18 protein-coding genes are annotated in these 18,304 nt (G+C 53.7%); 7 read left to right on the plus strand and 11 right to left on the minus strand.

Annotated elements, in window-relative coordinates; translation table 11 throughout:
* Window positions 1-239: 239 nt before the first annotated feature.
* Window positions 240-1,697, plus strand: a complete 1,458-nt coding sequence (locus tag PSE_RS18580; protein WP_014286255.1) for a serine hydrolase — start codon at window positions 240-242, stop codon at window positions 1,695-1,697.
* A gap of 21 nt (window positions 1,698-1,718) precedes the next feature.
* Here the strand turns inward: PSE_RS18580 and PSE_RS18585 are convergent, their stop codons facing one another.
* Window positions 1,719-2,423 carry a DnaJ domain-containing protein gene (locus tag PSE_RS18585; protein ID WP_128647443.1) on the minus strand — a complete coding sequence of 235 codons (705 nt, stop codon included), beginning with the start codon at window positions 2,421-2,423 and terminating at the stop codon, window positions 1,719-1,721.
* 30 nt (window positions 2,424-2,453) lie between these two features.
* Window positions 2,454-3,176 (minus strand): hypothetical protein, encoded by a 723-nt coding sequence (locus PSE_RS18590; protein WP_014286257.1) that lies wholly within the window; start codon window positions 3,174-3,176, stop codon window positions 2,454-2,456.
* Between the two features lie 272 nt (window positions 3,177-3,448).
* On the opposite strand from PSE_RS18590, the gene panC reads away from it, so the two are divergent.
* Complete coding sequence (panC, locus tag PSE_RS18595; RefSeq protein ID WP_014286258.1) at window positions 3,449-4,291, plus strand: pantoate--beta-alanine ligase; 843 nt, start codon at window positions 3,449-3,451, stop codon at window positions 4,289-4,291.
* Window positions 4,292-4,359: 68 nt separating this feature from the next.
* Here the strand turns inward: panC and PSE_RS18600 are convergent, their stop codons facing one another.
* Window positions 4,360-4,731 carry a hypothetical protein gene (locus PSE_RS18600; protein WP_014286259.1) on the minus strand — a complete coding sequence of 124 codons (372 nt, stop codon included), beginning with the start codon at window positions 4,729-4,731 and terminating at the stop codon, window positions 4,360-4,362.
* Between the two features lie 83 nt (window positions 4,732-4,814).
* Window positions 4,815-5,261 (minus strand): DUF1489 family protein, encoded by a 447-nt coding sequence (locus tag PSE_RS18605; RefSeq protein ID WP_008553001.1) that lies wholly within the window; start codon window positions 5,259-5,261, stop codon window positions 4,815-4,817.
* Between the two features lie 138 nt (window positions 5,262-5,399).
* Between PSE_RS18605 and PSE_RS18610 the strand changes: the two genes are divergently transcribed.
* The 3 genes from PSE_RS18610 (at window position 5,400) to PSE_RS18625 (ending at window position 8,463) form a co-directional block, all read left to right on the plus strand.
* Window positions 5,400-5,927, plus strand: coding sequence for a TetR/AcrR family transcriptional regulator (locus PSE_RS18610; protein ID WP_014286262.1), 528 nt, complete (start codon window positions 5,400-5,402; stop codon window positions 5,925-5,927).
* Window positions 5,924-6,976, plus strand: a complete 1,053-nt coding sequence (locus PSE_RS18615; RefSeq protein WP_014286263.1) for an alcohol dehydrogenase family protein — start codon at window positions 5,924-5,926, stop codon at window positions 6,974-6,976. Before PSE_RS18610 ends, PSE_RS18615 begins: the two co-directional genes overlap by 4 nt.
* Before the next feature lie 770 nt (window positions 6,977-7,746).
* Window positions 7,747-8,463 (plus strand): DUF599 domain-containing protein, encoded by a 717-nt coding sequence (locus tag PSE_RS18625; protein WP_041768673.1) that lies wholly within the window; start codon window positions 7,747-7,749, stop codon window positions 8,461-8,463.
* Here the strand turns inward: PSE_RS18625 and PSE_RS18630 are convergent.
* Window positions 8,388-9,629 (minus strand): adenylate/guanylate cyclase domain-containing protein, encoded by a 1,242-nt coding sequence (locus PSE_RS18630; RefSeq protein WP_041768674.1) that lies wholly within the window; start codon window positions 9,627-9,629, stop codon window positions 8,388-8,390. The two genes, PSE_RS18625 and PSE_RS18630, sit on opposite strands and share 76 nt — an antisense overlap.
* A gap of 316 nt (window positions 9,630-9,945) precedes the next feature.
* Here PSE_RS18630 and PSE_RS18635 point away from each other — a divergent pair, with 316 nt between their 5' ends.
* Window positions 9,946-10,548 (plus strand): thiamine phosphate synthase, encoded by a 603-nt coding sequence (locus tag PSE_RS18635; protein ID WP_014286266.1) that lies wholly within the window; start codon window positions 9,946-9,948, stop codon window positions 10,546-10,548.
* Between the two features lie 54 nt (window positions 10,549-10,602).
* On the opposite strand, the gene PSE_RS18640 is transcribed toward PSE_RS18635, so the two are convergent.
* Window positions 10,603-11,625 carry a hypothetical protein gene (locus PSE_RS18640; protein ID WP_014286267.1) on the minus strand — a complete coding sequence of 341 codons (1,023 nt, stop codon included), beginning with the start codon at window positions 11,623-11,625 and terminating at the stop codon, window positions 10,603-10,605.
* A gap of 195 nt (window positions 11,626-11,820) precedes the next feature.
* A complete protein-coding gene (locus PSE_RS18645; RefSeq protein ID WP_041769097.1) occupies window positions 11,821-12,435 on the minus strand; it encodes an ATP-dependent Clp protease proteolytic subunit in 615 nt (204 codons plus the stop codon).
* 367 nt (window positions 12,436-12,802) lie between these two features.
* Here PSE_RS18645 and PSE_RS18650 point away from each other — a divergent pair, with 367 nt between their 5' ends.
* A complete protein-coding gene (locus tag PSE_RS18650) occupies window positions 12,803-14,899 on the plus strand; it encodes a bifunctional diguanylate cyclase/phosphodiesterase (protein ID WP_041768675.1) in 2,097 nt (698 codons plus the stop codon).
* On the opposite strand, the gene PSE_RS18655 is transcribed toward PSE_RS18650, so the two are convergent.
* The 4 genes from PSE_RS18655 to mgtE form a co-directional block, all read right to left on the minus strand.
* Window positions 14,896-15,315 carry an ACT domain-containing protein gene (locus PSE_RS18655; protein ID WP_014286270.1) on the minus strand — a complete coding sequence of 140 codons (420 nt, stop codon included), beginning with the start codon at window positions 15,313-15,315 and terminating at the stop codon, window positions 14,896-14,898. The genes PSE_RS18650 and PSE_RS18655 overlap by 4 nt on opposite strands.
* Window positions 15,316-15,389: 74 nt before the next feature.
* Window positions 15,390-16,109, minus strand: coding sequence for a hypothetical protein (locus PSE_RS18660; protein WP_014286271.1), 720 nt, complete (start codon window positions 16,107-16,109; stop codon window positions 15,390-15,392).
* 132 nt (window positions 16,110-16,241) lie between these two features.
* On the minus strand, window positions 16,242-16,667 hold the full coding sequence (locus tag PSE_RS18665) for a VOC family protein (protein ID WP_008547383.1): 426 nt from the start codon (window positions 16,665-16,667) through the stop codon (window positions 16,242-16,244).
* A 17-nt stretch (window positions 16,668-16,684) separates the two neighbouring features.
* Window positions 16,685-18,100: a magnesium transporter gene (gene mgtE, locus PSE_RS18670; protein WP_014286272.1), complete on the minus strand. Its 1,416-nt coding sequence runs from the start codon at window positions 18,098-18,100 to the stop codon at window positions 16,685-16,687.
* Window positions 18,101-18,304 lie beyond the last annotated feature (204 nt).

The raw sequence follows: 18,304 nt of genomic DNA on the forward strand, positions 1-18,304 counted from the left end.
GACAGGGGCGTAGCCACAAACAAAAAACGGATAAAAACAAGATTTTTGCAATCTGCCTTTGCGCATTTACAGAATTGTAACCGTAATCGCATCATTCTGGGCATGACGCGAACGGGGGGAGCCACCTCTGCTGCATTTTTGGCGGCTGAGGCTTTCAGAACACACCTCCGCTAGCACTCAGCGAATTTTTTTAGTACAGAGCGCGTAACCGCCATTATTGCTCACGGGGCGAAAAGAACATGGGTCTGCGTAAATTTGGGCCATTTGGGCGCCTAAAAAAGGCATTTGGACAAGCTGTCGGCATCATTGCCGTTTCAGTAGCACTCGCTACAGCTCCATCCGTTGCCGAGGCTAATTCCAAATATGCTGGTATTGTCGTTGATGCTAAAACCGGAAAGGTTTTGTACGCCAACAACGCCAATGCACGGCGCTATCCAGCATCCACCACAAAGATCATGACACTTTACGTGCTCTTTGAAGAGTTGGAAGCAGGCCGCGTTTCGCTCAACACCAAAATGAAAGTGTCCCGCTACGCTGCAGGCCGCCCACCAACCAAGCTTGGCTTGAGAGTTGGCGGTTCTTTGCGCGTGAAGGATGCGATCTACGCCCTCATCACCAAGTCCGCAAACGATGCGTCGACTGTGATTGCAGAGCACATCTCTGGTTCTGAAAAAGCCTTTGGGCGCCGCATGACGCAGACCGCGCGCGCCATTGGTATGCGGAACACCACCTTTAGAAACCCGCATGGCCTGCCAAATTCCAAGCAGGTCACCACAGCAGCTGACCTTGCTCTGCTGGGCCGCGCCATTCAGGATCGCTTCCCGAAGTATTATAAGTACTTCAACACCCGCTCCTACACCTACGCTGGCCGCCGCATGGGCAACCACAACAAGCTGCTGGGTCGTGTGCGCGGCGTAGACGGCATCAAAACCGGCTACACCAATGCCTCCGGCTTCAACCTCGTCACCAACGTAAAGCGCGACAATCGTCAGATCGTTGCTGTGGTTCTGGGTGGCCGCACCGGCAAAAGCCGTGATGCGCAGATGGTGAAACTGATCAACCAGTACCTGCCAAAAGCATCCCGTGGTCGTCGCACCGCGCCTATGCTCTACGCAGGCACAACAACACGCTATCAGTTCCCGAAGGTGGCACCGGCAATCCCTGTTGCAAAAGCGACTGGTCGCCCTGCACAGCAGCCAACTTTGCTGGCTTATGCCAACGCAAATGGCGCAACACCGAACTCGAAACCAACCGATCCGATCGCAAGAATGCTGGAAAGCCAGGCCTCAAGCCCAGCTCCTGCACCGCGTAAGGAACTGGTTGCCAACTCTCTGGCCGCCCCTGCAGTCTCCGCATCTGCGAAACTGCAGCAGCCAGCCACAGCGCCTGCACCATCTTCCGCTCCAATCGCGAGCAAGATTGCAAGCCTGAAGCCAGAGGACATCGACACATCTGGCTGGCACATTCAGATTTCTGCGACCGACAGCCAGGATAAGGCAATCCGCATCCTGGAAAGTGCGCGAGCTGCGGCAGGCTCTACCCTGAGTAACAAGCGCATTTACACTGAACCGGTCAAATCCAAGAAACAGACCCTGTACCGCGCACGGTTCATCGGGTTTGAAACCAAAACAGCAGCCTGGGACGCTTGCGCCAAACTCAAGAAGGCCAAGTACTCCTGCTATGCCGTCTATCAGTAACTAGTATCAGTCACGGTGAGTCTAATGTCTGTTGAGAAGCCTATCCTTCGCCTCGTTGAGTTTGGAAGCCAGGAAAGCAGAACCTCCACTATCGGGGTGCAATCGTTTAATCAGTCGGCGATGAGCGGCGCGGATGTCGTCCACGGAGGCTCCCGGCGCAAGTCCAAGAACCTCGTAGGCCTCCTTCTCAGTCAGAGCGCTCGAGCCCGACGCGTCTCTCTGCCCCGCTGTGGAATCCGCCTGGAAGTCTACACGCCAGTTGGAGAGCCTGCTGTCGAGGTAAGCTTCGAGTAGGGCAACGCTGTCCCCATCCGGCTGCACTTCACGCCAAAGCTGCCTGAGATCCGCAACCTGTAGAGAACTCAGGGCATGGCCAGCAAATGTACCGGCGAGCACTTTGCCCTCCAGCTTCTTGCTGTCATGATCCAGCTCCATATGGAGAAACTTGGAAGAGATTGTGGAAGTTTGACCGGCGCTCTTTGAGGCACCTCCCAGCCCACCAAGGGAAAAGCCCCCGGGAAACCGGAGGTTCTGCGCGGATCCCCATCCCAGAAGGGAGAGCGCAAAAACGGCAAGTGGCGCGGCCACCACGTATTTGCCGGTCACCGCGAGAAACGCACAGACCAGCAGCAAAAGACCGCCAATCAGTTTTTTCAAAGTATCTGCAAGCTTCGCAGGGTTGGACTGTGTCAGCCACTTTGCGAAGAAATAGAGGATGGCAAGCACCAATCCTCCTAAGACCAAATAGCCCATGTACTACCTGAGGTGTTCTATCAAGAATTGAGCACCTTTATGCCCCGATTGCTCAAGTCGCTCAAGGGCCTCCCTGCCCCCTGCGGAAAACGTGGCAATCGCAGCCAGCAATCCGCGCAGGCTCGCAGCCGATCCTTCATCGAAATTCAGATAGACACCATTGCTCAGCCGGGCGATCTCCCGATAAGTCCGCTCCGCCACAATGTCCTGCCCTTCCTGAAAGACGAACACCGGCACCCCAAGCATCCCAAGCTCTCCGGCCTTATCGCAAATCAGATCGGGATTTTCTTCCATGCAATCGCCGATATAGACCACCGCCTGAACCCGCTTCTTGCGCGTTTCGCTCAAGGCATGATCCAACACTTTGCGAATCTGCGTCCGCCCGGCCTGTACGCGGATCTTGCGCATCATTCGGCCAAGCTCTTTGGAGTTACTCACCCAGCGCGAAGACTTGCACTCTCCATAGCCCCGGAAAAACACCAGCTGCACATCCAGCGAACCAACACGCCCCGCTTCAATGAACATCTCCTCCTGCAGATGACAGGCCTGATCCCAGGTCGGCTGGCGACTCATTGTGGCATCCAAAGCAAAGATCAAACGCCCTCTTTCGCTCCCTTCAGGCGCCGCAACGGCACCTTTGGCAGCCGCAAGAAAACTGGAAAGTTCGCTTTTGTCTTCCGCATGCTTATTCAGAAATCCGGTCTTTTTGGAAAACTTGTCTGACATAGGCACACCTGTGTTCGCTTCACATAAGGTTATGAAGGCATATTATTCCAACAACTTAACAAATCTTGGGACAGATTATTTAATTCGCTCGCTAAAGACCAATACCCACTATTGGTGCAGTGAGAATAATCATAAAATCTGCTAAAACTGGTTATATCAGTTTCTGCTTGCAATTGGGTTCAACAGTTTCTGGGCAAACCCATTACCAACAACAGATAAGAACAGCTGCAAAGCCAAGAAATAACGGGATGTGTTCCCACATGGAGACGCCTATGAGAAATCTCCCAGACGTATACCGCGGTGTAGACGACCTGCGGGCTGCACTATTACCTCTGAGACGAGAAGGCAAAACAATCGCTCTGGTTCCAACCATGGGGGCTCTGCACGCAGGTCACCTGTCACTGGTCGAAAAGGCCCGGGAACTGGCAGACATCGTGATTGTTTCAATCTTTGTGAATCCTAAACAGTTCGCGCCGGGCGAAGATTTCGAAAGTTATCCAAGAACGGAAGCCTCCGATCTTCAGAAACTGGCGGAACATGATGTGTTTGGCGTTTTTGCTCCAAACGCAAAGGAAATGTATCCAAACGGCTTTGCCACATCTATTCAGATTGAAGGCCCGGCTCTGGGACTGGAAACAGATCACCGTCCGCATTTCTTCAATGGCGTAGCAACTGTGGTCGCCAAGCTTCTGCTGGCTGTCCTGCCGGATGTCGCTGTCTTTGGTGAAAAAGATTACCAGCAACTGCGCGTCATCAAACAGCTGGCAAGGGATCTGCACCTGCCGACTCAGATCGTTGGTGCTCCTACCGTACGTGAAGACGACGGCCTCGCCATGTCCTCGCGCAACGAGTATCTGGATAACAAGGAACGCGAAACCGCGATCACTATCTCCCAGACGCTGACCACTGCACGCAACGCGCTTCACAACGGTGAAAACTGGATTGAAGTGCGCAAGAAGGCTCTGGCGGTTCTGAAGCTCTCAGGCTTTGCCACAGACTACTTCGAGCTGCGCCACGCAAAACATCTGGGCACCCCGGTCGACGCCAAAGGCTCCCGCATCCTGGTCGCCGCCAAAGTCGGCGGGACCCGCCTGATCGATAACATCGAAGTTTAAAATTGCTATCCGGGCAAGTGAACGCATTTGCCCGGAAGCCCACCTACTCTCAAACTCCCAGAGCTCTGCTAGAAATACCCGACATAGCTGAGATAAGCGCCCGTTGCGCTAAAAGCAGCACCAGTGGCGAGAACGCCCGCTTTCCCCATTTGCTGCGATTTTGTCATGTAATCAGGAATAACAATAAGGCTTGCCCCCTTCAGCACAGCTGCAGCGCCAACCAGAGTTACGAGTGCACCAGCCACACTGGACAGCACGAAGTGATTGGCGAGCACAACCATCCCAACCACAAAATGCACAGCCCCGGATAAATTGAGCAGAATCGGATTTACATCTGATTGGGCAGCAATCATCCGCTGGTAAAAACCGCTGGAAATAAAGAAACCAAGACCTGTCACAAAAAGGTATGGCCCGGCAATCGATGCAATAAGCTCGGTCACAGCATGTTCCCCCCAGACAGACAGCCGCCTGACGCGTTTATCTCATCCAGCCTTTACAGATGCAATCCGCAAAAAGGGAACGACTAAATCAGGCAGAGTTCCTGCAGCTCGCGGCGCATGGCCTCTGGCATTTCGGCAAGTTGATCGCTGTCGAGCAGAGGACCGGTCACATCCGGCGGAGCATCTGACGCTTTCAGATAGCGCCAGCCCTGAAACGCACGGCGTGGCTGGAGTTGTGTCTGATGAAGATACGGCTCCATCACAAGATCACAGCGTTTCTTGCCGGAATCATCTTTGTGAACACGGATGTCGATCAGTTTCTGGCGAACCTGAACATTGCCTTTGATCACCCAGTAAAGCGAACCACCGTCCAGCAGCTCGTCAATGCGAGTCGGCACCATACGGGTCGTATGGATCTGCTCATCACTCAAACCGTGGGACAGCGCCAGAATCTGTCGCTGTTCAATGTAATTCCGCAGCTGGTCAACGCTTTCCACGCCAACACAGAGTTTCACCAGATGTAACGTCATAGCGCTCAAATAGCAGGTCACTCAGCCGATTGCCAGAGATAGCACAGCCCATACCTAACGCATTGCACAAACATATCGGTGATCACCACCTGCACATTCGCGATTGACTCGGTAGAACGATCACTCTACCAACTTAGCATGACTGATCTGGAACACTCAATCTGTACGAAGCTGGAAGGCGTTTTCGCGGCTCGCGGCTTCACCGCACCCGGCGTTGCCGAACTGCGTAAAGGCGCTGATGTGAGCCTGCGCACGCTCTACAAATACTTCCCCTCCAAAGAAGACATGATCATAGGCGCGCTGGAAGTCCGTCACCGCCGATACCTGTCCCTACTGAAGGAAGCTACAGAGACCGCACCACAGGACCGCCTCACGGCCATCCTCAGCACCATTGAACACTGGATGCAAACCAACGCCCCACATGGCTGCATGGACCGAGCAGCGCTCTCAGCCTACCCGGAGAGCGAGCAGGTCTCTCAATGCGTCACCAGACACAAGCAAGAGACACAGGATCAACTGGCAGCCTTACTGGGGCTTCAGCACAAAGCAGGAGAGCTTTTCCTTATCCACGAAGGCGCCGTCTCCACCTATCCCCTCAACGGCTCTGAGGTCTTCAGCTGGGCCAAGTCCGCAATTCTATCACTCACACAGGAGACCGCATCATGAGCCTGCTCCCCACCACCATGACCGCAGTCACACTCAACGGCCACGGCGGACCAGAGATGCTGGAGCTACGCACAGATCTCCCTCTCCCCAAACTCGGCCCTGAAGACGTACTGGTGCAGGTTCTGGCGGCCGGCGTAAACAACACCGACATCAACACCCGCAAGGCATGGTACTCAAAGCAAGAGAGCGATGCAGCAGATGCCAGCTGGGCCGGACAACCGCTCCACTTCCCTCGCATACAGGGCATTGATGTGTGCGGGCAGGTCGTCGCAACAGGCAAAAACGTCAAACAGGATCTGATCGGCAAACGAGTGCTGATTGAGCCCTGCCTGCACTACGCCAATGGCAAGCAACTGGAAACACCATGGTTCCTGGGATCCGAGTGCGACGGTGGCTTTGCTGAATATGTTTCAGTCGATCACCATCACATCTACCCAATCCAAAGCACTCTGAGCGATCAGGAGCTCGCCTCGTTCCCCTGCTCCTACTCAACAGCAGAAAACATGCTCACCCGCGCCAATGTGCAATCTGGTGAGCAGCTGCTCATCACAGGCGCTTCAGGCGGTGTCGGCTCTGCGGCAGTCCAGCTGGCCAAAGCACGCGGTGCCAACGTCATTGCCGTCTCCTCTGCCTCCAAAGCTCCATTGCTGCTGGAGCTGGGCGCAGACCGCGTTCTGGATCGCAAGGACAATCTCGCAGACAACCTTGGCACCAACAGCGTTGATGTGGTGATTGATCTGGTGGCTGGAGAGCAATGGCCAACCTTCATGGATGTTCTCAAGCCCAAAGGCCGCTACGCCGTTGCAGGCGCTATCGGTGGCCCACTGGTGGAGCTGGACGTTCGTACGCTCTATCTGAAGGATCTGAGCTTCTTCGGCTGCACAGTGCTGGAGCCGCAAGTGTTCGCCAATCTCGTCAGCCATATCGAAGCAGGCCGCATCAAATCGCTTGTCTCACAAACCTTCCCCCTCTCTCAAATCAAAGAGGCGCAGGAAGTCTTCGAGCAAAAGAAGCATCTTGGGAAGATCGTGCTGCAGGTCGCCAGTTAAGCCGCACAAGCGAGCCAAGCAAAAACTGCCCTAACGTACAGAGCGTGATCAGCAGCACAGTATCGATTTTGGATAACAGTTAGAAGCACTCAAAGAAAAAGGGATGCAGACGTCACATCTGCATCCCCGTCAAAATCCGCGTTTCAGGCAGTTGTCTTGGGATTAACTGCCGGCACCTGCAAATACGTAAAGCAGCGCCATAACGCCGCCGAGGGTTGCTACAGTCCACATAGTGAACCCCCAGCAGGACTTCTGAATTTCGTGATCCATAAAACACCGTTTAATGGTTGATAGATGCGCGCCGAGGAAACCTCGTCAGCACAGGGCGCACGGAATATTCCTTTTCCAATGAAAGCGCAACAGTAAAACGGCAAAATTTGGCTGGCTGCACCGTCGCACCTTGCTACGTAAAATTATCTACCTATTACCCAGTCAGATATACCTACCCAATAAAAACCCATAGCCCCAACAAGTTAGAGCTCTTTAGAACTGCTAAAATTATCGATAACCATAAAAAATTCAGCCAATTTTTTTCGAGAAAAATTCGTTCAAAACTCGACTTTATTGAGAACCGGGTGCCGTATAGGACAACTCCAATTGTGTTTTTTGCGTACCTTGAGTCTGTTTTCGCTCGAAAATAGCTGGGCTCACACAGCTGCATGTGGCGCTCCGCCTCTAGCCCCTTCCCCCAAATCATGCCAAACATATAAAAACCCCGCGCTCAAAACGCAGGCTGATTTCCGGACACAGGCTTAAAAACAGAAAGATCAATGCTTCAGATCCAGCTTTCCAACCTCATAGCCATCCTCTTTTTCGTCTTCTCATGGGGCTTGTACAGTTGGCTGGCCTATCGTAGCCCGTGGTCCAAACACACCCTCTCCCATGCCATGGACGCGCACCGTTACCGCTGGATGCGTGCCATGCTGAGACGGGAAGTCCGTATCGCAGACACCAACATTGCCTCCGGCCTGCAGCAAGGCACCGCGTTCTTCGCCTCGGCCTCCCTGCTCGCCATCGGTGGTACGGTCACGCTTCTAAGCGCCATGGATGAGGTCACGGCCCTCGCCCAAACTCTCAACCTGCCATTTTTGGACGATCCGCTTCAAAACGAAGCCAAGACGTTCGGTCTGATGGTGATCCTCGCCTACGCTTTCTTCAAGTTCGGCTGGGCATACCGCCTGTTCAACTACACCACCATCGTCATGGGCTCTATTCCAGACGATTGCCATGAAGACAATGAGGAAGCCGTGGACGCCTCCCTGCGCGCAGCACGACTGGCAACGCTGGCTGGACGCCACTTCAGCAGCGGCCAGCAGGCTCTCTTCTTCGCTGTCGGATACCTGGGATGGTATGCAGGGCCGCTCATCTTCATCGGAACGACCCTGATGGTCACGCTGGTGCTGCTGCGCCGTCAGTTCTTCTCAAAGGCAAGGAAAGCCGTATTGCCAGGTCCAAATGCACAGGATCTGGTCAACTCCGGCGCCTGATAAACCTTCACCGGTGTGGGGAAGCCCTTGAGCGGGTATGTCCCCACATAGGTATCCTCACAGCAGTTCAGAATTTCCGCCACGGACTGCGACACCAGCATTTCCTGATTAAGGCGCTTGGACAGGTCTGCAATACGCGCAGCCTCATTCACCACCGGACCAACAACCGTAAAGTCCAGCCGTCGCTGACCACCCACATTACCAAAGAACACACGCCCTGAATGCACGCCCATGCCCACATGGATAGCCGGCAGATCAGGAAACCCACGCGCATTGGCGGCTGCCAGATCAGACATACTCTCACGCAGTGCTGTCATGGCTTCAAACGCAGCAATTCTGGCGCTTTGTGCATCTGTATAAGGAAACACCGCCAGAACCTCATCACCAATAAACTTCAGAATCTCACCGCCATGCTGCTCCACCCGTGAGGTGACAATGCCAAAGTACTCATTCAGCAATTGCAGCAGTGCTGTGTCTGGCAGGTAATTGGAAAAGCCGGTGAAGTTGCGGATATCGCTGAATGCCACCACCGCATTGATATGCTCACCATCCCCCCGACGGATCTCGCCATTCATCACACGCCGTCCGGCACGTGTACCAAGATAGGTATTCAGAATGCTCTCGGAAGCCTGCCGCGAGTTGAACAGCTCACAGATCAGCGACAGCGGAGCGGAGATCTGATCAAACAGCGCCACATCTTCATCTTTAAAGCCATCCGGCGCGCGGGAGGCAAATGCCAACCCATGCACTTCTCCGTCTGAGAACGTCATGGGCACGGCCACATAGTCCGTGTATCCCTGATCCTTCAGCTCCTGAATGATCATCAGTTGATCAAACTCATCATGATGACCAAACTTATGCCGGATCGTTTGCCCGGTCTCAATAGATCGCTTCCAAAGGCTTTGATTATAAGACTCGCTTGTATCAGGCGTGCGCTCAAAATATCGCACCCGCGGGCCAACCCCACGTTCCCAGATCAAGCCCTCACCGTGATAATTCGGATCCAGAATGGAGATGCCGGTGGAGATCCGATCCACCTCAATGCCCAGCGCCTGCAAATGCTCTCCCAACACCGCAAAGATACGGCAGGGACGACCCAGCATTTTTGCGTCCTTGGAAAGCCACGCCATTAAATCGCAGAGGGAAAAAGACTCGCTATTAGACATTTACACCCCAGAGACGAGCGAAAAAGAAGACCACGTAAAATTACCCTGCCCGCAAGCAAACACGGTAAAAATTCCAATATTTCTCATCATTTACTTTTCAACTCAGACATTTACAGGAATACCCTCAAGAAACCCTCGCCTTTTTTGCTAGACTTTCTCCACAATTCAACACACGCAGGACGTGTAAATGCTTCAAATTTTAGAAATTTGTAGCCAACAACCTGCCCAACTCATATTTTCGCTCAAAAATATGAACGCAGCACGCATCTAGTGATAGCCCATCCAGTCACTGCGCACTTAATCGAGAAAACCAGCAATGTTAGATCGCTTCTATCTGATCATCGATGGCACCCAGTGGCTGCCACGTGTCCTTCCTCTTGGTGTCAAATTTTGTCAGCTCCGTATCAAAGACAAGTCCGAGGATGAAATCCGATCTCAGGTCCGCGAAGCAAAGCAACTTTGCGACAAAGCCGGCGCAGTGCTTGTCGTCAACGATCACTGGCAGGCAGCGTATGACGCAAACGTGGGCTATGTGCATTTAGGACAAGAGGATCTGAAAACCGCTGATTTCCGCGCACTCCGTTCCGCGGGGATCTACTACGGCATTTCCACCCATGATGAAGCCGAGCTGGACACAGCCCTGGCATTAGATCCTGAATATGTGGCCCTTGGCCCAATTTACAATAGCACCTCAAAAGAAATGCACTGGCAGCCACAGGGTTTGGAAACTCTGAAGAAATGGCGTGAGCGCACCAACAAGCATCTGGTCGCAATCGGCGGCATCACTCTGGAACGCGCCAGCGACGTCTTCTCCGCAGGCGCCGACTCCATCGCCACCATCTCCGACGTCACCACCGCCACCAACCCCGAGCACCGCACCGCTCAATGGCTCGAAGCCTCCAAGAACTGGCAGCGCTAAAAAACAAAAGCCGCCTCAGCTTCTCCAGCAAGGCGGCTTTCTTTTAATTAAGCATCAGAACCGGATCGATGCACCCGCACTGAAGCCATAAAACAGCAGAGTATCGTCCCCCTCCAGCACGTCGTAGTCTGGCAGGCCCACACGGTGATACTCTTCTGTACCATCAGAAACACCATTCAGAAGCATCGCATAGCCACCAACATTGAAGGCCAGTCGCTCAGAAAACTGGTAGGTCAGCTTCGGCGCAACTTCAACAAACGCCGCGAAGTGGTTCAGACCTTCCTTCTTACGAATATCAACGGCACTGTTATTGTCACTTGTCAGGCGGCTTGAAAAATCAATCCGGTTCAGACCAGCACCAACAGACGCCCGTCCACCCAGATAAACCTTCTCTGCAACCTCATAAGCCCCTTCAACACCAAACTGCGCACCAAAAATATGGTTGTTGGTAGTGAGTTTCACCCGGTCAATGTGATTACGTGTGCCCAGATAGTCCGCCTCATCATCATAAAGCACCGATCCCAGCTTGTTGCGTTGTCCGATGTAGCGCAGCCCACCAAGGACGGTCAGACCATAAAACTCAGTCTCACGCTGGAGATTGAGTTCCCCACCCCACAACTCCCGCTGATAGTCATAGAAAAAGGCATAAGCTGAATCAGAGTTTCGAAAGTCAGGATTGTCAGGACCAGAGATAAGTGCGCCCCGATAGTCACTATCATAGGCGGCAGAGAACCTGTCACCGATAGGCCCGTCTACGTCAAAGTAGTTCCATTGCGAGGTTAGACGCCCGGAGTACATCCCGGAAAACTGTAGCTTATAGCCTGCCAGCTCACCATTCCCTGGCACTACAACACTCAATCTCCCACCTGGCGCCCAGTCAAACCTATCCAGCTTGTTTGCGCTAAGAACATCCGTAGTACCGTACTTAACAATAAGGTCTCCTTCGCCAGTCCCTGCACTGGAAAGAACCAAGCCTTCCAGATCCACCTGAATACCAGTATCAGTAGCAAACGAAGCACCAGATGCACAAACAACCAGAGACCAAAGCAAAGCTGAGCCACAGAGTTCCTTATTCATTTCCAAACCGCCCCTTTGGTTTTATCGATTAATTCGTACTACCCAAGGAAAGGCTTCAAAACAAAAGGAAACCCGTGCGTCACCCCATATGTATTTACCCTGTATTATTTGAGCCACAGTGACGCAAACGGCACCTGACCAACAAAAAAAAGGCGCCCTAAAAGAGCGCCTTCTTCAAACATATAGTGAGCTTGTTTAGCTAAGCTCGGAGACGTTGTTGATCACTTTGCCAACAAGACCGTACTCGATGCCCTCATCCGGGCTCATCCAGTAATCGCGGTCGGTGTCTTTCTCGATGCGCTCCAGCGGCTGGCCGGTTGCGTCTGCGAAGATCTGGTTCAGACGATCACGCATCTTGAGGATTTCTTTGGCCTGAATTTCGATATCAGTTGCCATACCGCCAGCACCACCGGATGGTTGGTGAAGCAGGAAGCGGGTGTTCTGGGTGCAGAAACGACGCTCTTTCGGCACAGACACGTAAATCAGAGCGCCAGCGCTCGCCACCCAGCCCATGCCGAGGATACGAACTTCCGGCTGGATGAACTTGATCATGTCGTGGATCATGTCACCGGATTCTACGTGGCCACCCGGAGAAGAAACAATAACGGTAATCGGGTCATTGCTGACCTGGGAAAGTGCAAGCAGACGGGAACAGACATCCTGAGCCATCTCTTGTGTCACAGGTCCTGTAATCAGCACTGTCCGCGCATCAAAAAGATGCTTGTCCACCGGGATGGACTTTTCAGGATTCTTTGGCGCGTCCTCATCACCTTCAAGGCGATTTGACGTCGAAGCACAATAGTCCGTCATGCGAATGACATGCTCCCTTTTATTCGCTACCGCCCCACGCGGCAGACTCTGATCAAACATAACTAAAAGATACTGCGGCAGACCGCAAACACGCAAAGTCATAGCCTAACAGAAATTCCCTAGGAAAAAGAGGGTGTTCTCCCCTCACTTTTGGTAGGTCCTTCGCTAGACCGCCGTTTCTCCACCTCTAAATCAATGCATTTTGCACATTTTCAGTTCGTTTGTTCCAACTTAAAGGCAAAGGAATAACGTTTTAATAACCTTGCAACTCACATAATCGGTAAAAATAACGATCTACCTATAGCTGATATAGACATGCAGGGGATGGTGTCTAGTCCTAGGACACAGCACAAAGGGATTTTCAGGTTTGACTGGTTTTATTGAAACGCTGGATGCCAACGTCCTATATCACTCGCCTGTCCCAACAGAAGACCAACGCGCCTTCGCCCGTGTCGACGTCCCTATGTATATTGTCGACGTCTCCCAAACCAAATTGGTTTGGGCCAACGCCGCAGGTCTGACGTTCCTCGGCCTGTCCCTCAAGAATTGTATCGACCAGACCGGCGCCTTCAGAATTGAACTGCCCGCCCCGTTTGATGATCCCTCTTATGAGCGACAGCTGCAGTCTTATCTGACCCGTGTACGGGAAGAAGGCCGCATCACCGAATGCATCACTGTCATCCCAAACGCTCAGCCGGTCTCCGTCTACTGCTCCATATCCCCTCAGCCACTCGTCTCTGGCAATCCGGGCCTGCTGGTTCAGGTCATTTCAGAGGTCGGCAACGAGCCAGAACAGGTGCGCAGCGCACAGGTGCTGCTCTACACCACCTCCATGATCAGCATGTTCGATGAGAACGGCAAACTGATTTTTGAAAACCCGGCAAGCCGCCTCAACCGGCCTGACGGCTGCGAAGACCTGATCAACCGCATGTGCAACCGCCGCGATTTCGACGCGCTGCTGGATGAACTGCGCAAAACAGGCAAGGCAAACCTCGTCGCCCTGATGCACTCCTCTCAAGGAGAACGCTGGTTCGACCTGAACGCCCGCAGCGGATACGACCCATTCTCTGGCTCCAGAGCAATCCTGCTCAGCGCCTCAGATGTCACCAAACGCCTGAAAGCAGAACACGAAGTCCGCTACCTGGCCCACCACGACACGCTGACCGGCCTTGCCAACAGAACATTTCTTGAGATTGAAGCCGAGCGCTATCTGGATGAAACCCGCATCACCGGCAATCCCGGCGCGCTCATCTTCATTGATCTCGACCGCTTTAAAACAATCAACGACACCCTCGGCCATCTGGTGGGCGACGACCTGCTCGTCGTCATTGCCAAACGCCTGAAGGAAGTCGTCGAAGGCATCGGCTTTGTCGCCCGCCTCGGCGGGGATGAGTTCGTTGTGCTCATCGCCAACTTTGCAGATTACGACCTGCTGGACGATATCAGCCGCGAAATCAGAACAGCCCTGTCCAAGCCGTGCAAAGTGCGCGGCCACATGCTGCAGGTCACCCCATCCATCGGTGTGTGCACCTACCCGGAACACGGCGTTGATTTGGACACCCTCATGCGCAAGGCCGACCTTGCCATGTATAAAGCCAAAGATCTGGGCCGCGACCGCATCTGCTTCTTCGACATCTCCATGTCCCGGGAAGCAGAAGAGCGCGTCAGTCTGGAAACCGCATTGCGTCAGGCTCTGCGCAACAAAGAGCTCGCTGTTCACTACCAGCCACGCGTCTGCGTCGCCACCAACCGCATTGTAGGTGCAGAAGGCCTGCTGCGCTGGCATCACCCAACCCGCGGCCTTGTTTCAGCAGCAAGCTTCATTGAGATTGCAGAGGAAGCAGGCATGATTGATGAGATCGGCGACTGGGTTGCCCGCGAAGCCATGCTGCAGCAAAAGCAGTGGGCACAGGCTGGCCATGACATCGCGATCTCCATCAACCTGTCCCCGGCCCAGTTCCGCCGTGGCCGCATATCCCAGCGTCTGCACCGCATCCTCATTGAGACTGGTGCTTCAGCCAGATCAATCCGGCTAGAAATCACCGAAAGCGCCCTGCTCAGCGATGCCAATGAAACGCTGAAAGAACTCAACGCCCTGCGTGATCTGGGCTTTACGCTGGAAATCGACGACTTCGGCACAGGCTACTCAAACCTGGGCTACCTCCAGCGCTACCCGGTAACAGCCTTGAAGATCGACCGATCCTTCATCGCCGACACCAAACGCTGGCCGATTGTACAGATGATCGTCCAAATGGGCCGCCTACTTAACCTCACACTGGTGGCAGAAGGCATCGAGACCAAAGAACAGCTCCGCCAGATCCAGAAACTGCAGTGCCACGAGTATCAGGGCTACCTGTATTCCCCAGCCGTCGCACCGGAAACCTTCGAGTGCCTCTTGAATGGCCAACAAACCATAGCCCCACCCCCAAGAGCCCCAGCCTCCCAACTCGGCATCCTGGCCTAACCCCTCTTCGCAGAGCGGCTCAACTCTTCCAGCGCCGCCAGAGCATCTTCTGCCTTCTCTTCTGGCACGAAGATGTGGTCGTGGTAAAAGGCGGCGACGACGTTGGCGGAGATGTCGGCTTCGGCGAGGGCTTTGGAGAGGGCGGCGGTGAGGCCGACGGCTTCCAGGGAACTGTGAACAGCTAAGGAGATACGGCGGAAGCAAGGTTCGGTTTCAACGCCAGCTTTACCTGCATTCTCAATGGAAAGGATCGCTGTCAGACCTTCTTGCTCCCAGAACAGCCCAAGCGGGGAATGTTCTGCCAAAGCCTCAATGCTGCCATTGGGAAAGGTGCAAAACACGAAGCTTTCTTCCGAAAGAGAAGCCTCCATGGACGCCAGCAGGTCCTGCAAGTCCGTTCCGCCACGCTCTGTCATCTGTAAAGCTCCCTTCCTCAAATCAGCTCTCAACTTCAAACTCCGGCTCATCCTATTGAAACAACGGAGTAAAGTTAATCCCCCGGCGAGAATGTCCCATCCTCATTGTAGTCTGCGATCACCACCTGAGGCCCATCAAAGGCAAACTCGATAAGAACTGGCGCCGAGCCAGACCGATTAGACGGCACGACCTGCCCTTCCTCAAAACTTCCGGTATCAAGCCAGAAGGCAAACAGCGGGGCACAGTCCACCCGACTGTCTGAGGGAGGCCTGACGAAACTGGAAAGCACCACCTGCCCATCCTGATGCTGAATGGCATTGCCGCAGTAAACATCCACCAGCTCCTCATCAAGAACCGCAGGCGTATGCACTCTGAAACTACGCAGAGTCACACCAGCTTCGTTGATTGAGGGAGATAGGCCCAGCGGCGCCACGCTCAAACGCGTGCTGTTGATGGAAACTGCATCTTCAGAACTTTGCGTTCCCACCACCCGCTGCATGGCAAACGCCAGTGCATCACTCTCATCATTCCCAGTAGGTGAAGCGAAACGGCGAGCACCAGCAGAAGCGCTCTTCTCATGAACAGCACCAGCCAGCACGACTTCCTTGAAAGCGAACTCCAGCTCAGCACCGGACATACTGTAAGGCTCAACCTCACCAGCACAGACACAGCAGGAGTGAACCTCAGGCACTTCACCACCCACAACCACATAGGCCGGCTGCAGCTGGAACAGATAGAAACGACGGGCCGTTTTGCTTCGGTTTCTGATGATGATCTTGCAGTGCTGAACCATGACATCCTCCTCCCGGCAAGCCGCACAGCTGCCGCCGGAAGAGTGTACAGGCAAAAAGGAAAGATACCCCTCACAAGGCCACTCTAAGGATCAGCAAATCATGGCAGTTCAGGCCATCAGCAGAAGCAGGGTCTAATCCTGATAATTGGGCCAAAGACCTGGCGTTGCCAGCTCCACCACATTGCCAAAAGGATCATGAAAGAACAGACTCACCCCGCCTTGCGGCCAACGAACCTCACTGCTGATCGGGATCTTTTTGTCTTCCAAATATTCCCGCCACTCAATCAAAGAACTGCGGGAAATGGCGAAGGCGAAATGCGAAGGCCCACTCGTGCTGTGTCCGGGAACCATACCGAAAGGGCTGTCTACATCATCGCCACACACATCGCGCCGGAAAACCAGAAGCATCTGGTTGGGGCCTGCATCATAGCCATGCATACGCTCCCCCTCAACGACACGGTTCAGCCCTAAAAGGTCGCCGTAGAATTGATGCGACTCGGCAAAATTATCAACATAAACAGCAGTTTCTACAATTCCATTGATACCCGGTGCATCCATTCTAACCTCCTGATTGGCTAAAACGGCAGACCGAACCACCATGCAGCCAGGAACAAAAATGTAAAGAAGCCAACAACGTCCGTTATGGTGGTCACAAAAACTGAAGAAGCAATGGCAGGATCCACTCCAATTTTCTCTAAGCCCATTGGAACCAGCAATCCAAACAAACCAGCACAGATAGAGTTAATCAGAACTGCACTGCCAATAACCACCCCAAGTTCTGGGTTGAGGAACCAGCCCCCCGCAATAGCGCCAATCAGTACTCCGAGGCCGACGCCGTTGATGATGCCCACCAACAACTCACGCCGCAAAACTCTGAGAATGTTTCGCCTATTCAGTTCCTGAGTGGCAATCGCGCGCACGGTAACGGCCATGGTCTGCGTTCCGGAATTCCCTCCCATGGACGCCACAATCGGCATCAACACAGCCAATGCCACCATCTGCTCAATGGTGGCCGAGAAAATGGAGATAACAAACGCGGCAAAAATGGCGGTGAACACATTCACCGATAGCCAGGAAATGCGAGACTTAGCAATCTCCAGCACGCTGTCAGAGATCTCCTCATCACCCACACCAGCCATCGCCAACATGTCTTCTTCAGCCTCTTCCTGAATGACGTCAACAATATCATCAACCGTGACGATACCGACCAGTCGCTCGGAGGTGTCGGTCACAGCAACAGAAACCAGGTTATAGCGCTCAAACAAACGCGCCACGTCTTCCTGGTCATCAGTCACCAGAACAGAATGGCGGGTCTCCTCCATAATCTTGGAGATCTTCTTAGAGCGTTTGGTGCGCAGCAACCGGTCCAGCGCCACAGCACCCAACAGGCGGAACCCCGGATCAACCACATAAAGCTCATAGAAGCTGTCCGGCAGATCTTTGGAGCTGCGCAGATGGTCAATCACCTGCCCCACTGTCCAGAACGGCGGTACTGCAATAAAGTCAGTCTGGACAATACGGCCAGCAGAATCCTCAGGAAATTCAAGCGCCCGCTTAATCTGAACCTGATCCACATTGGGCAGCTGAGCAAGGATCTTCTCTTGCTCTTCCTGCTCCATGTCCTCAAGCAGATAAACCGCATCATCGGACTCAAGCTCGCCAATCCCTTCAACAACATCACCATCCGGCAATGCATCCAGAACCTGCGCACGCACAGGCTCTTCGGTTTCGGTCAAAGCGGCGAAGTCAAACTCTTCACCCAGCAGCTGAATAAGAAGAACGCGATCGTCTTCGCGCAGCATCTCCAGCAGGTCACCCATATCTGCTTCGTGCAGATTACCCGCCAGCTCGCGCACAACAGCAGCATCACGTGTATCCAGAGCCTCTTCAACGCGCGTTACAAAGTCCGTATCAAGGTGTCCGCTGGCATCTCGAACATGTGGTGGAGGGGGCGCAGCATGAAGCGCACCGGGATTTTCCGATTGGGTCACGAGACCTCCACTGGTTGTTCAGTCAAATGCTTAACGTGAGCATCGTCCTTCAGTATTGCTGAAAATTGAAATGCCTCTGGTACCAAGGTCCCTGTGCACAGGTTTGTGTTTATAGCGACCTTCTCTGACCGTGCAATCCTTTTGCGAAGAATTCACGATTTACATCAAACTGCGTTCTTTTTGGGGTAGGCCTAGGCGCCCCTC

The sequence above is a fragment of the Pseudovibrio sp. FO-BEG1 genome, from assembly GCF_000236645.1.
GTDB lineage: Bacteria > Pseudomonadota > Alphaproteobacteria > Rhizobiales > Stappiaceae > Pseudovibrio.